Source organism: Dehalobacter restrictus DSM 9455, from assembly GCF_000512895.1.
GTDB classification, from domain to species: domain Bacteria; phylum Bacillota; class Desulfitobacteriia; order Desulfitobacteriales; family Syntrophobotulaceae; genus Dehalobacter; species Dehalobacter restrictus.
In genome coordinates this window covers 2,604,630-2,619,073 of the sequence record NZ_CP007033.1, presented here as the reverse complement: position 1 = coordinate 2,619,073, position 14,444 = coordinate 2,604,630, and the positions used below count along the sequence as shown (strand labels likewise).

The window sequence follows — 14,444 nt, the reverse complement described above, 5'->3', positions numbered from 1 at the left end:
GATCAACGTCATGGAGTCTGTTAAAAATTAGTTAATCCGCTCTTTTAGTAGCGGGTATAGCTCCGGAGCGCTGACTTCATTTATCCAGCCCATCGACCAGCCGCCAATGCCGCCGAGGTTATATTCATCCATGATATCCAGTTTTTTTCCCCAGCTGAGCCTGTCGTCAAAATAGGCTGTCCTGCTGTAGTCGCTTTCATCGACATACTTAAAGGTTGGTACGCCGATCGGGTCTGTCAACGTGGTCTCTCGGGTGATTGTAGCACAGAACTGGTCAGCGGTCTGCGTTGCGACTGCCCAGCCAAAAACCTTGGATACCCACCCGCTTCCTTCCGTTCTCCAGGCCCTTCCGTAGTAAGGAACGCCCATCAGGATCTTCTCCGAAGGAATTTCAGTCACGGCATAAGCGATAACTTCTCTGACCCAATCCAATGGCGCGATCGGGCCGGGAGCGGAGGTCGAATAATGTTTGTCATAAGACATAATCTGAATATAATCTACATACTGAGCGAGGTCGCTGTAATCGTACTCGTCGTACCAGGGTTGAGCGGTTGCGGAGGTTTTGGACATCACGGAGACCATGACCAGTTTTCCCTGTGGATGAAGCTGCGTATACAGGCTTTGCATCAGGGCAGTCAGGCCTTCCTCTGAACTTTCGGAGAGTGCTTCCATGTCGACGAGAATGCCGTCCGCATTGGTTTCAGCAATCATTTTTGTGGCGCTGTTGACAAACGCACTGCGTTTGGTCGCGTTCTGAAGAACGGAATCCGCCGTACTGCCGCTGCTCATGACCATCGGTACGACCTGGGCACCTTTGCTCTGGCCCAAAGATACCAGATATTTTGGGGTTTCGGCACTGCTGAACCGATAGGCAAAGCTGCCGTCGGCCTGGACAGCCCCGCAAAGGTTAGGAACCAGAATATCGATATAGTCCGCCAGATCACCCGGAACATAGGACAGTTGGTTTTCATAGGTTGTTTTATTGGCATAGCCATCCCAGAACTGCAGCGATATTTTGGAACTGGTGCTTCCGATCCGGACAATATTTTGTATTGCCGTACTGATTACATCAAAACCGCCCAAGAAAAAGAAATTATTCACACTGGCTCTGTTTGATCCAAGATAAGCTGTAGTGGGCGTATTCAGCAGGGCATTTTCGTCCTTCGGAACCAGTAGAATCGGGTTATTGTTTCTAGCGGCGAGCACAGAGCCTGCCAATGCATCCGGGAAGGAACCGCCTGTCGCGACAACCATTTTGTCCATATTATATGAAAGATTTTTTAATATCGCCACATTGGTCTTGTAGCGGTCCTGGTCACTCAGTCTGCTGACGGTATAGCCCGCTGTTTTGAGCTGCCCGGCAACTGAAGCACTGATGGCACTCTCACCACCAATCAGGGTAATTTCAGTGACACCGAGCTTCTGCAGCGCATTCAGGGTTGCCGTGGGGACTTTTTGCGTATCGGTCAGCAGGAGCGGGATTCCATTGGCTGCTGCGTAGGAAGAAATGCTCAGCGCATCGGCAAAGACTTTGCCTGAAGCTAGAAAAGCCCGGGTACTGTTTTCCACGGATGTCGTTGAAATATTAGCCGCCGTTTCATAGCGGTCGTTTCCTTGGATCCGATAGGTCGTCAAGCCGTTAGCCTTCAGTGCATTTTCTACGCCCGACGATATCGCCCCTGTCCCGCCAAGGATGAAAATGGAGGAAGCATTCAGCCGCTGGATTTCCTGAAGGACTTCCGGGCGCAGCCGGTTGGATTCGGTCAGCAGCAGCGGTCCGCCGCCAACTACAGCGCTGTTGGCCAGAACGGCACCGGCCAGTGCATCCGGAAACGCATCTCCGCGGGTCAGGACGACGCTGCTGGCATTGGTCCAATTATTTGAAGATATTTCGACTGCGGTCTCATATCTGGTTTCTCCGGCAAAACGGGTAAAGGAAGTGGTACTGCTGTCTGCAGCATAGGCGGATTTAGGCGTTTCTCCCGTTCCCATAAACAGGCTGCACGTAAAGAAAGAAGCCAGGGTCAGAGTCGCTATTCCTTTTCTAACCAGGCTTGTCGCTTGCTTTTTTTGATGACTATTCATTTTTAACTTGGACATAAAGATTCTCCTCCATATATTCTGTCTGGCAAAAAACTGGATATCTCTTTATTTCGCCATCAGACTCGAAAGTCCTGTTCAAAATGCAGGAAAATATAAGATCTTGCCGAATTTGTGAAAAACATACAAAAACACAAAAATGTGAGGACAAAAAATGCCGCTTATAAGCACTAGAAATCCGCTAAAACAAAAAACGGTCCGATTGAGAATAAATTCCCTTCTAAGCGTAAAAAGTTTTTCAGCACTTTTGCTTTGTTTTATTCTGGTATTTCAGGGCATACCAGACGGCCTGGGGGAGGCCACAGCTGCTATAGAGATATCTGATTCTTCAACACTGCCGGCCCAATCTGAGCAAACCCTAAGCGAAAACAGCGAACAACTGTTTATAATGGAAGAATACGATCCGGCAGCCGTACGTTTGGTTGTTGAGACAACTAAGAACACCGATCTCAATACACTGGCTGAAGCTGTCGGAGGCGAGCTGGTAAGGACCGGGCCGCTTGATTATTGCACACTGCAGTTCGAAGGAACCAAAGATACAAATGAAGCAGCGGATATCCTGCAAAAAACACTTCAAGTCCCGGGAGTTCTAAGTGCGTCCTGGAGTAAAAAATATCAGACGGAAGGCGTTGTAGATACGAAAGTTTTCACTACAGCTGTCAGTGATCCCGAATACAGTTACCAGTGGGGGCTGCAAAGGGTAAGGGCCGATCAGGCCTGGCAAGAAGGTGTAACCGGCCAAGGGGTCGTGATTGCCGTGATTGACACCGGCGTAGACCTCGATCATCCGGATCTGGCGGATGCAAACGGCAGCAATCTTGTGAAAGGGTATAACGCGATTACACGAAGTACCGCGGCCTCAGCTGTACAGGACGACAACGGACACGGCACTTCTGTGGCCGGACTGATCGCCGCCCTTAATAATAATAAAGGCATTATCGGAGTCGCCTATAATGCGAAAATCATGCCGATCAAGGCCATGGATAGAAACGGCGAAGGAGAGGACGCCGTCATCGCGGACGGTATTATCTGGGCCGTCGATAACGGTGCTAAGATCATCAATATGAGCCTCGGTTCCGATGAAGAAACCAAAATTCTTGACGACGCGCTGCAGTACGCAGCTGATAAAGGGTGCCTGCTGATTGGAGCTTCGGGTAATGTTTCCGGAAGCACTTCCCAAGTCTACAGCCACCAGACTGTTGCGGGAACCAGCGAGGTGTCTTATCCTGCGGCGAATCCGAACGTTTTGGCTGTCTCGGCTTTGGATTCCTCTGATGTGATTACGGATTTTTCCCTGACAGGACCGGAGGTGCTGCTTTCCGCTCCGGGAAAAAGGATCCTTACCGACTACTGGTCAAATACAGAGACGGGTTGTGCCTATATGACAGGGACTTCGATCGCGGCACCGTTTGTTACGGGCGCTGCAGCCCTGCTCTGGAGCAAATATCCAGGATTGACGGCCGATCAGATTAAGCAGGCCCTGATAGAATCCACCTATGATCTCGGCCAGGAGGGCAGGGATGATGACTACGGGTACGGCAGATTGGATATCTACCGTGCGCTGAAGACGTTTGTAACTTTGCAGAGATATGCCTCCCCAACCGTTCTGGGCTGGGAAGGCGGCATCGTAGCTGCGGGCAGTGCCGGTGAGGAACCGGCTGTCGAGCTGACCGTCCCGACCGGAGCCTTTGCACTGGAGGTTGACAGCACCGGAACGGAAAAAAAGATCAACATTTCCATATCTGAAGCAAAATCTCCGGGCAGTTTTCCTGAAGGGATCATTTCCGGCAGTGAAGCGTTTGCAATCAGTTGGGGAGAAGTACTGCCTGAAAAAGTCCTTAATCTGACGGTCAAAGCAGAACTGCCCGCCTCATATGCATACGGATCAGAATCAGGCTATCTTGCCTATTTATATCGATGGAGTGGATCGAGATGGATCAGAGTTGGCGGAGGGTTCTCAACGAACGCCGCAGAGGTAGAAGTCTCCATCTATGAGCCCGGTACTTACAGAGTTGGCTGGAGTCCGAATTCTAATACGGACAGGATCGCCGGATCGGACCGGATTATGACAGCCTTAGCCATTGCAAGGGAAGCGTTCCCGACCGGTGCGGATACCGTCGTGATTGCCAGGGCTGATGATTTTCCCGATGCGCTGGCCGGAGCACCGCTCGCTTACAAATACCACGCACCTATCCTGCTGACATACTCTAACGAGCTGCCGCAGGAAGTTTATCAGGCAGTTCAGGATTTGAACCCAAATGAAATTATTATTCTCGGCGGCACGGGGGCTGTTTCAGCTGCCGTCGAAGCAAAGCTCACCAATATTGCCGCTGTAAAGCGGCTGGCCGGAAACAACCGATATGACACTGCTGCGGCTGTCGCCGACATGCTTGGCACAAAAGGGCAGGCAGTCGTGGTCAGCGGAGCCAACTTTCCGGATGCAATTGCAGCGGCTTCTTTCGCGGCAGTAGAAGGCAAACCAATTTTATTGACGTCTTCCGGAATATTAAACAGCGAGACGCTGCTTGCTCTGAAGAAAAGTGCCATTACCGCTACGGAAGTGATCGGCGGGAGCGGAGCTGTCTCCGGAAATGTACTGTCAGAGCTGCCTTCCCCGGTCAGAATCGGCGGTGCGGATCGTTATGCAACGTCTGCAGGCGTTCTCCAAGAACATAAAACTGCAGGACAGGTACTATATATAGCTACAGGAATGAATTTTCCCGATGCACTGACCGGAGGAATATTGGCAGCGACAGGCTCATCCAATATTTTGCTCGTTTCCCAAAGCGGTCTGTCTGCCAGTCAAAAAGTTTTGCTGTCATCATACAAAGGTAAAACGGTGATAGCGATCGGCGGGGCAAAAGCATTGCCGAGTACTGTCTTGACGGAGATGCGGCAGCTCGGATTACTGTAAAATAAGAAGCAATTGGGCTCCTGCGTCAGTTAAATGGCCAAAAAATCGTCTTTATAGAGGGACTGTGAACAGAATGTCACTAAAAAAACACTGGAAATTTCTGCGCGAATATTGTAGAATAACATAGCGCGATTAATTTGGGTGATTATGTCAATTTCTTAAGGAATACCAATGTTTCCTGTGAAAAAAGTTGTGTTCTTATGCAGGAATATTGAGTTCTTTAAAGAATAATATATGGAGGTATGAGAGGCTCATTACGCAGCTTCTCTTTACCCATAGAACGTCTAAAGGGATAACCGCCCCTGAGGAACGAGGCTCAGAGGGGGGACGCCCCCGAGTTGGGTGGTGCCTTTAGATATTGCGCAATGTCTAAGGATAATCTAAGCGACACTTTTGAAGGGGGTGAAGAAAGAGATTCCGGCAACTAGTAAAAGGGAGACTGAATTCATAAAAAAATGAAACAAACATTGAATTGAGTATTCCCGAAGACAAAAAAAACCCTTTTTAAAGAAAGAGAGGAGATTTGACTAAATGAGTAGAACGAAGAAGATAGCCGTATTAGCTATCATTGCTATGGTTCTGACCCTGATGCCTGCTGCTATGTTTGCTGCAACAGCCGACAGCACCAGACTTTCCGGTGCAGACCGCATTGCTACCGCTCTTGATATCGCCAGTGCAGGAACATGGGGTACTACAGTTGTACTTGCTCCTGCCGACCAAGCCAACCTCGTTGACGCTCTGGCTGCTGCACCTTTGGCAGGCCAGGAAAACGCCCCGATCCTTTTAACATTCAAAGGCTCCCTAGACGCTGCTGTAAAAGCTAAAATTGCAGCTCTCGGTGCTACCAAGGTTTATGTTGTCGGTGCTATTTCCGCTGACGTCGCTGCTGAAGTAGATGCTATGACAGGTGTTACTGTTGAAGCACTCAAGGGCAATGGCCGCATCGAAACTGCAAAAGCTGTCAATGCTAAATTGACCAGCCCTGCAGGTACTTTTATTGTTGGCTTTGATGCTATTCCTGACGCTCTGTCAGTTGCATCCTATGCTGCCAAGAACAAATATGCGATCGTACTTGCCAATGGTAATGGCACTGTTGCTAGTGCTGATCTTGTTGGTACAACTAAATACATTGTTGGCGGCACTGCAAAAGTAGCAGATATCGCAGGTGTAGAACGTATTGCCGGTGCTGATCGTTTTGCTACAAATAATGCTGTTGCTGGCAAGCTCACCTTTGATTACAGCAAAGTATATGTAGCTAACGGCATGAGCCTTGTTGATGCTCTTGCGGTAGCTCCTTTAGCTGCTAAAGCTAATGCTTTTGTTGCACTGACTAATGGTAGCTCTGTTGCAGCTAACGCTACACTTATTTCCAAAGTTACTTCTGCTACTACAGTGGTTGCAGTTGGTGGAACCAGTGCTGTTTCTGACACTGTTAAAGCCGGTGTTGGCAAAGAAACAGTTGCCCCTGGTTCAACTGCCAAAGTTGTTGTTTCAAGTCAACCTGCGGGTGGCGATGTATATCAGAGTTCACCGTTGAACAAAGTCCTTTCCTTCCAGGTCACTGCTGGTACAAGTGATTTTACTTTTACTAGTGTTGTTGCAAAGGAATATGGGACTGCTGCTGGTGATAATACTGATATTACAAGAGCATACCTCCTGGAGGGCAATGATGTCTTGACATCTGCTGCACCGATCGATTCACAATTCAGGTTGAATAAATCTATCGCGGTTCCTGCCAATACTACAAAGACTTTCTCCATTGCGGTAGATATCAGGAATACTGCTGGTGCTACTAGAACTGTTGTAATGGGATTAGAAGCCGATGCATTTGCCACTGCAACAGCTAATAGCTTAGCATCTTTCTCTGCTTTCCAAGGCAATACCTTTACAATTAAAGGAGCTGCTCTTGGTGCATTCACAGTTACTGCCGGTGCTAATGCCGGAGCTACTAACGTTAATGTTGGTGCCAATCAAGTTGTTCTTGGAGATATTAATTTTGCATCAAATGGGACCGAGGCATCTCTCATCAAAACACTCACTTTAACTTCTACAGGAAATGACCTCAAAAACTTTGAAAATTTCTATCTCTACAAATCAGCAACTGATGAAAAAATAGCAGTATTAGGCACAGTTAAAGATAACAAGGTTCTTTTTGACTTTAGTGCTTCTCCGATCGAAATTCCAAAGAGCCAAACCGTAAATTATACACTTAAGGGCGATATTTTGTCCAATGGTACAGGTACTATTCAGTTTAAAGTAGCTAATAACTATGATGTAGTAGCTACTGGAAAGAACAGTAATTCTAACATCCCTGTGACTGGCACAAATGTTGCGTTCTCTGTAGCTGCTTTCAATGTTGTTGGCAGCAGCGTAGAGCTTGTTTCCAGTGTTAACTCGCCGAACACAGGTGCAAAAATTGTAGCAACAGCTAACACTGCTGGTGTTATCAGAGAATACTTGGTTAAGTCGAAAGGCGAGCCAATGACTGTAACCGATGTTGATGTTCAGGTTACATTTGCTGGTGGTGGTAACCAGAACGCTGTATTTGGTGCGTTCTATCTCAAGGATGGGGATACTGGTAATATTATTGCTGGCCCTGTTGCTGCTACAGCAGTTGCTTCTGGTTCAATAGTATCATTTACTGATGTTAACTGGTATATCACTGCTAGCCAGACAAAAAAATTACAGATTGCTGCTACATGGGTTGCAAATAACACCGGTGTTGATTGCAGAATCGATGGTACTGGTGCAGCTGTAGGTTTTGTCTATGATCTGCCCGACAGCAATCTAACAGGTCAAGCACTCTACGGAGCTGCTGCTATTCCTGGCTCAGCTCAGGCAAAAGAGTTTATTAACGGCGGAGCATTGACAGTTACAGCTACTATTGCCTCTAAATCTCTCGAAGCATACACAATTGCTTCACCTTTAAGCCAGACTCCTGTAGGGAAAGTCGTTGTTGAAGCAGGTGCTGAAGATTTCACAGACATGAAAAAAGTTAAGCTCACAGCTACTCTTGCTGGAGCTGGGGCAGAAACTCTTGATCAAATCCTTGCAAATGTAACTTTGTGGGATGGTGATACTCAAGTCGGTGATTCTGTCCAACCCACAGCTGCGGGGACAATTACGTGGACCGACATCACTGGCAGCGTTATGAAAGGATCTTCAAACAAGAAGACCTTCACTGTAAAAGCTGATATCCTTTCGGGGGCTACTGCAGGACGTACAGTTCTGTTGGCAGTTGCAGCAGCTGGCGATATTACCGGTAAGGGTGATTCTTCTAAGATCATTGTAACCAGTACAGGAACACCTAATCTTTCTCCTGCTGCTCTGACCTATGGTACTCATGCCGTTACGATTGCAATCGATAGCGAAGCAACTTTAACTGGCCTGAGATCCAATAACACCAAACTCATTCAATTCAAAGTAACTAATAATGGAGGTACTGACGTATTCATGAACCAGGCTGGGTTTATCGATATGTTTGTACTTGCTGGAAGTATCGATGCAGATAGCGATGAACTTTGGATCCTGCGTGATGCTAGCGATGATACAGCAGTCACAACATTCACCGGCACAGATCCGATGGATGCAACTGACGATGGTGCTGCTGCAAATACTGTTGGTACTGCTGTAGGTGGTACTATTGTCGTTGGTGATACGCCAGCTACTCAAGGCGTTAAGATTGCTGCTAATACAACTAAGACATATTATCTTGGATCTAACCTCTTAGTTCAAGCAGCCGGCGTTAAAGACTACGCTAAGGGAGCATCGATGCGGATTGACCTTGCTCCAGCAGCTAATTGGTCCTTCACCCATACAACAGAAGGTACTGGTGGTACTGCTATCATTCCGTACTTTGCAGGTAGAACTGGAAAAACAGTTTCCATTACTGAAACTGCAGAATAGGAAATAGTATCTTTTAAGTATTGAGTCTAACCAAAACAAGCAGGGAGTGTCGCAAAGCTACTTTTTAAGTGATTTGCGATACTCCTTTTCTTGTAATGTAATTGTCAAATCCTAAGCATTTGAGTAAAGAAAAGACCAACTGCCAGGTTAGACATATTCGTTTCGTAAGCGCTTAACAACAGAGTGCCTTATGTAAAAAGGTGATCCATGTGATAATAGACTTCAAAGTTTTCAGAGTTTTTCAAGTCAAAGTTTTTCAAGTTTTTCAAGTACTCTGAAATACGATAGTGGAGGGATCACAATGGATGAAATAACCCCAGTTAAAATCCAGTTCCGTATGGAACAGTGGGTGCGGTTGATTAAGGAATTTCAGGCTAGTGGTATGACCGTAAAATCTTGGTGTCAACAGAATAATATAAGTGAATCGGCATACTACTACTGGCTGAAACAAATCCGCATGAAAGCATATTTACATCAACTTCCGACTACACAGCCTGAAAACAAGAAGCCCGTCGAATTTGCAAAACTTCATGTGGATACATTAAGAACTGGTGCTGCCGTCATCATTCATCTTCCATCCGCAACGGTTGAAGTCAAGGAAGGAACATCCCAAAAAACTCTTGAAGCCGTTTTGCTAGCTTTAAAATCTCTATGTTAGGAGACATTACAGCAGCAAAAGAGATCTACATCGCTTGCGGTTATACGGATATGCGTAAATCTATTGACGGACTAGCAGCCCTTGTCCAGGAAACCTTCGGCATTGATCCTTTCGCATCCAGTCTCTATCTGTTCTGTGGCAAGCGTCGGAATCGTATCAAAGCCTTGCTCTGGGAAGGCGACGGATTTGTACTTCTTTATAAGCGCCTCGAAAACGGAAACTTTAAATGGCCCAGGTCTGCAGATCAGGTGAGGTCTCTTACATGGCAGGAGTTCAAGTGGCTGATGGAAGGTCTGGAGATAGATCAGCCAAGAGCCATAAAGAAGGTGAAACCAGGCGCTTTTTGCTGAGGTTAAAACGGCTGAAAGTGCCGTATTTACTGGATTTTAGCCCATTTTTGTGGTATAATAAAACCATAAAAACCGTTGGGAGAAAAGCCGTTTTATGGTTTCAAAGGACACCTACATCGAGCAGCTGGAAAATACAATAAAGAGCCTGGAACAGCAGGTAAGTAACCTTACCGAGATGGTGCTCCTTCTCCGCAAAGGGAAATTTGGCAGTTCCAGTGAAAAAACGCCGCGTGAGGAAATCAGTGACCAACTTAGCCTGTTCAATGAGGCAGAGTTAGAAGCCGATCCTCATGTCCCTGAACCCGTCGTAAAGGACGTAAACGGCTATAAGCGGCGAAAGGCTAAAACGAAACGGGAGGTATTACTTAAGGATCTTCCTGTCAAAGAAATCTTATGTGAGATTCCCGAGGAAGATCTTTACTGCGGCAACTGCGGAGTCACGCTCAAGCCGATTGGTAAAGAGACCGTCCGTGAGGAACTGGAATACATTCCACCAAAATTGCAGATTATCCGGTATGTGCGAATGTCCTATGAGTGTCTCAAATGCAAGCATACGGATACACCTTATATAGAAAAAGCACTGACACCATCTTCTCTCATGCATCATTCTCTGGCATCGCCCAGCACGGTAGCAAATGTCATGTACCAGAAGTACGTGAATGCCATGCCACTCTACCGCCAGGAAAAGGACTGGGAGCAGCTTGGTTTTTCCCTCTCAAGGGCGACGATGGCCAACTGGATCATCCGGTGCTCACAGGATTACCTGTATCCCGTTACCAGATACCTTCGGGAACAGCTCCTGAAGCGAGATGTCCTCCATTGTGATGAATCACCGGTCCAAGTATTGAAGGAGAATGGCCGAAGGCCACAGTCCAAGTCTTACATGTGGCTGTACCGTACTAGAGAAGACGGGAAGGAGCCCATTATCCTGTATGACTACAGGACAACAAGAAGCGGCGAAAATGCCGCCGAATATCTGAAGGGATTCAGCGGGTTCCTGCACAGCGACGGATACTCAGGATACAATAAGCTGGCAGAAATTGTTCGATGCGGCTGCTGGGCTCACCTCCGCCGCAAGTTCATAGAGGCCATCCCGGATAACCGGGCGAAAGATTCTCCGCTAACAAATGCGGAAATCGGTCGGGATTATTGCAATCGGCTGTTTAAAATCGAAGATGGGCTGTCCGAACTTACATCGGAAGAAAAATATGCCAAGCGTCTTGAGCTGGAAAGGCCGGTTCTAGATGCCTTTTGGTGCTGGCTGGACTCCCTCCATATACTGCAGAGCTCTGCCCTCGGCAAAGCAGTGACCTATGCAAAGAACCAGAAACAGTATATGGAGAACTACCTACTTGATGGAAGGTGTTCCATTTCCAATAACGCGGCCGAAAACAGCATCCGTCCCTTTACTCTAGGAAGAAAAAACTGGCTATTTGCCGATACCCCAAAGGGTGCCTCCGCAAGCGCTGCTGTGTACAGTATTGTGGAGACCGCTAAGGCGAATGGGCTTAGTGTCTATACATACCTGAGCTATCTGCTCATGTACATGCCGGATACAGATTATCGAAATAATCCGGAGGCTTTGGAAGAACTGATGCCTTGGTCGCCTCGAGTACAGGAAGAGTGTAAAAAATGATTCGCCGCTCCGGTTGAGGATTGCCATTATAGCTTATTTGAATTGATATTTAAAGGCACTCTGTTGTTAAGCGCTTACTTCGTTTCTTTTTTGAGTCTATAAAATACTGTGTCGATATCATAGGGGAAATAAAAAGGAAAAACATTATTTCTAAAGCGAACGGGATAAAAAAATTTAAATGAATCAGACTATTCTTTTAATTTATAAAATAGGGTAAAATAATCATGCAATATTTGCTGATTCAAGCATTCCTGTAATGAATGAAAATGATCTTTGAGAAATAAACAACCCCCTGCTATGATTTTATGTGTGCCTAGCAAACGCACAAAAATCATAGAAAATCAGGGGGATGTAAACAGATGAAGAACCGTAACAATCTAAAATTAGAAGCAATAACACCAAGAACACTGATAGTAGGAGTAGATATCGCCAAAGAAACGCAGTGGGCACGGTTCCTGGATTATCGCGGTATAGAACTAGGGAAAGCCCTGAAATTCCAGAACGATAAAAGTGGCTTCGAAATATATTAGTAAGCATGTAAGCAATTTACAAGAACAAAAGACTTAACGATATAATCCTCGGAATGGAACCGATAGGGTGGTATTGGAAACCACTGGAAGACCATCTGATAATGCGTGGTCATGGTTAACCCGTATCACACCAAGCGGGCCAAAGAACTTGATGACAACAGCCAGACTAAAAGCGACAAAAAAGATGTGCTAACCATAGCAAAACTTGTGCGTGACGGTAGGTATTATGAAGTATATATGCCCCAGGATATATTCACGGAATTAAGGGTGTTAACAAACGAGAGGATCAGCTTGATGAAGCGGTATAACGCATTAAGAAACACGATAACAGCAGTAATGGATGAATAACTTTCGTGGAATTAAAATCGTATTCAAAAATTCAATGAACGGGAAAGCGTCCATGCAGGTATTAAAATCCTGTCCATTCACATCGTTGATACTTGAATTGGAGACTAAGGCGGTACTTGCCGAGATACAGAAGGTTGTCAAAAAGACCGTAGGCAGGAAAAAGGCGTAGCAGCTTGTAGAGAGAAAACTCCATCTGAGTTAGATATGGAAGCGTATCGGCAAAGCTCAAGTTAGAATTAATGATTGAGGAACTGGAACTATTAACAAAACAGCTTGAGCAGCTGGAAAACGCTATGGAATTGGCCTTAGCTCAGACAAAATATGGCGAATAATTCTTGGCATCTCCGGCATAGGAGTAGTTAGTGCAGCGAGTTTTCTGGGAGACACAGGCGATCCATTGAGATTTGACCATCCGCGTCAAATAAGCAAAATGGCCGGATACAATCTTGTTGAGGATAGCTCCGCAAGAGTGAAAGCACAACAGTTAATTTCAAAGCGTGGAAGAAGAAACTTAAGGAGTGTTTTATACCGGATGGCCATGATCATGATTGCAGTAAACAATGAAATGAAAGAGCTTTACCAATACCTAAAAACCGCGAAAACAATCCCCTCAAGAAGAAACAAGTTGTTATTTCCAAGAAAATAATAACAGTGATATATAACCTGGTGAAAAAGCAAACAGAATACAAAGCAGAATTAGTGCTTGGCGAATACAGAAAAAATCAGATAAAAGAAGCAGCATAAGTTGTGAAACTCAAGATTCATTTCCCCTGTTTGCAGTTAAGCTGCTTAAGCCTAAATGTGGCTTAAGCAGCCTGTTACAAGGGTTTTGGTTTGTGCTGGAGTCAAGGGTACATAAAACGGCTGCGCCGCCATTGACTTCCGATAAGGAAAGTGCCTATGACGCAGCAAAGCAAGAGACATGAAACACGCTGATAAAGCGGAGATAAGGAGATTTCCTCCATTAGGGCATGACCCGGTATTTAAGCTTAAACGCTATCTCCGCTTTTATCACGAAGGAATGTAAGGGCATGGACTCAGTGAGTTATGATAGGGTGAGTTTTGGATAGAACCTGCGAAAAACATGTATTATATTGCATTCTAAGAAATACTGCAATTGACAGAGTAATCTGTTGATATATTTTAAAATTGAGATAGGAGGAAACCAAGATGAATATACCAAAAAAGCTAAAATATTTTGCTGTATACAGTTTGATTATTTTCCTTATTACTATTTCGGCTTGCTCTAAAAACCAGGTAAATTATACTCCGAAACTTTCAGAAACCAAGACAGACTTTCAGATAATAGTACCCCAGGAAAATACCACGGATGGGAATGTAGACAATAGTCAATCTAAACAAAAAGACGAAGATAACAGTAAAATGGGTGTAAATGACCCCATGAAAGAAAATAGTACAGACAATGAACCTGTAAATCAACAATCGCAAAAAAATAGCCAAGATGAAAAAGATTCTAAGATTAAAGAAGTATATAAATTCTTTGACAGAGTAGCGGATGGTTATGTGAAGCCAAAGGAAACAAAATTTCTAAAGGCAGAAGATAATAATGTGACTTCCTTGATCACAATTGCGGATACCTTTATTTCAAGCATGTACAATGTATCTTATAAAGAAAGTAATAACGGCGAAAAAAGCTTGAAATTATATACCATGGAAAGACAAAAAACATTCACGGAAAATAAATTTATCGATAAATTTAACAAACAGTTACAGGATAACCAAATAATTAGTCACTATATAGGTCAATCGGAAAATATAACTCCAAAAATTTGGTTTAATCAGGAAATGACATTATGTAGGCTATTATATACGTTTGATTTAAAATATTCATCTGCATCCCAAGCATATCTTGAAAATAACAAAGTAAAATTAGATAATCTATATCGATCTCAAATTGTAATATATGCTCAATTCGAAGATAATGCATGGAAAATTTATAATGTAAAGCAATTATTCTTTTAGTATTGACTGATGAGTCAGA

At 45.1% G+C, this 14,444-nt stretch carries 11 protein-coding genes; 10 read left to right on the top strand and 1 reads right to left on the bottom strand.

All coding sequences use genetic code 11. The features are described 5' to 3' along the window. Positions 1-27: 27 nt before the first annotated feature. Complete coding sequence (locus DEHRE_RS12555; protein ID WP_025206172.1) at positions 28-2,100, bottom strand: cell wall-binding repeat-containing protein; 2,073 nt, start codon at positions 2,098-2,100, stop codon at positions 28-30. A 202-nt stretch (positions 2,101-2,302) separates the two neighbouring features. Here DEHRE_RS12555 and DEHRE_RS12550 point away from each other — a divergent pair, with 202 nt between their 5' ends. The 10 genes from DEHRE_RS12550 to DEHRE_RS12515 all read left to right on the top strand — a co-directional run bounded on the left by DEHRE_RS12550 (position 2,303) and on the right by DEHRE_RS12515 (position 14,425). Beyond that, entirely contained in the window at positions 2,303-5,014 is a 2,712-nt protein-coding gene (locus DEHRE_RS12550; protein WP_242836962.1) for a S8 family serine peptidase, read from the top strand. Between the two features lie 531 nt (positions 5,015-5,545). Then, positions 5,546-8,920: a cell wall-binding repeat-containing protein gene (locus DEHRE_RS14200; RefSeq protein ID WP_025206170.1), complete on the top strand. Its 3,375-nt coding sequence runs from the start codon at positions 5,546-5,548 to the stop codon at positions 8,918-8,920. 301 nt (positions 8,921-9,221) lie between these two features. Continuing rightward, positions 9,222-9,578, top strand: a complete 357-nt coding sequence (tnpA, locus tag DEHRE_RS12540; RefSeq protein ID WP_025206002.1) for an IS66 family insertion sequence element accessory protein TnpA — start codon at positions 9,222-9,224, stop codon at positions 9,576-9,578. Then, positions 9,572-9,928: an IS66 family insertion sequence element accessory protein TnpB gene (gene tnpB, locus DEHRE_RS12535; RefSeq protein WP_025206001.1), complete on the top strand. Its 357-nt coding sequence runs from the start codon at positions 9,572-9,574 to the stop codon at positions 9,926-9,928. Before tnpA ends, tnpB begins: the two co-directional genes overlap by 7 nt. Before the next feature lie 94 nt (positions 9,929-10,022). Then, positions 10,023-11,564 (top strand): IS66 family transposase, encoded by a 1,542-nt coding sequence (gene tnpC, locus DEHRE_RS12530; protein ID WP_025206000.1) that lies wholly within the window; start codon positions 10,023-10,025, stop codon positions 11,562-11,564. A 359-nt stretch (positions 11,565-11,923) separates the two neighbouring features. Further along, the gene (locus DEHRE_RS15400) at positions 11,924-12,094 is read left to right on the top strand and encodes an IS110 family transposase (RefSeq protein ID WP_242836961.1); all 171 of its coding nucleotides are present in this window, start codon (positions 11,924-11,926) and stop codon (positions 12,092-12,094) included. A 111-nt stretch (positions 12,095-12,205) separates the two neighbouring features. Then, the gene (locus tag DEHRE_RS15395; protein WP_025206169.1) at positions 12,206-12,442 is read left to right on the top strand and encodes an IS110 family transposase; all 237 of its coding nucleotides are present in this window, start codon (positions 12,206-12,208) and stop codon (positions 12,440-12,442) included. Next, a complete protein-coding gene (locus DEHRE_RS15390) occupies positions 12,435-12,611 on the top strand; it encodes a hypothetical protein (RefSeq protein ID WP_242836959.1) in 177 nt (58 codons plus the stop codon). Before DEHRE_RS15395 ends, DEHRE_RS15390 begins: the two co-directional genes overlap by 8 nt. A 129-nt stretch (positions 12,612-12,740) precedes the next feature. Further along, positions 12,741-13,088, top strand: coding sequence for a transposase (locus DEHRE_RS15385; protein ID WP_345787675.1), 348 nt, complete (start codon positions 12,741-12,743; stop codon positions 13,086-13,088). 524 nt (positions 13,089-13,612) lie between these two features. Further along, positions 13,613-14,425 (top strand): hypothetical protein, encoded by an 813-nt coding sequence (locus DEHRE_RS12515; protein WP_025206167.1) that lies wholly within the window; start codon positions 13,613-13,615, stop codon positions 14,423-14,425. Positions 14,426-14,444 lie beyond the last annotated feature (19 nt).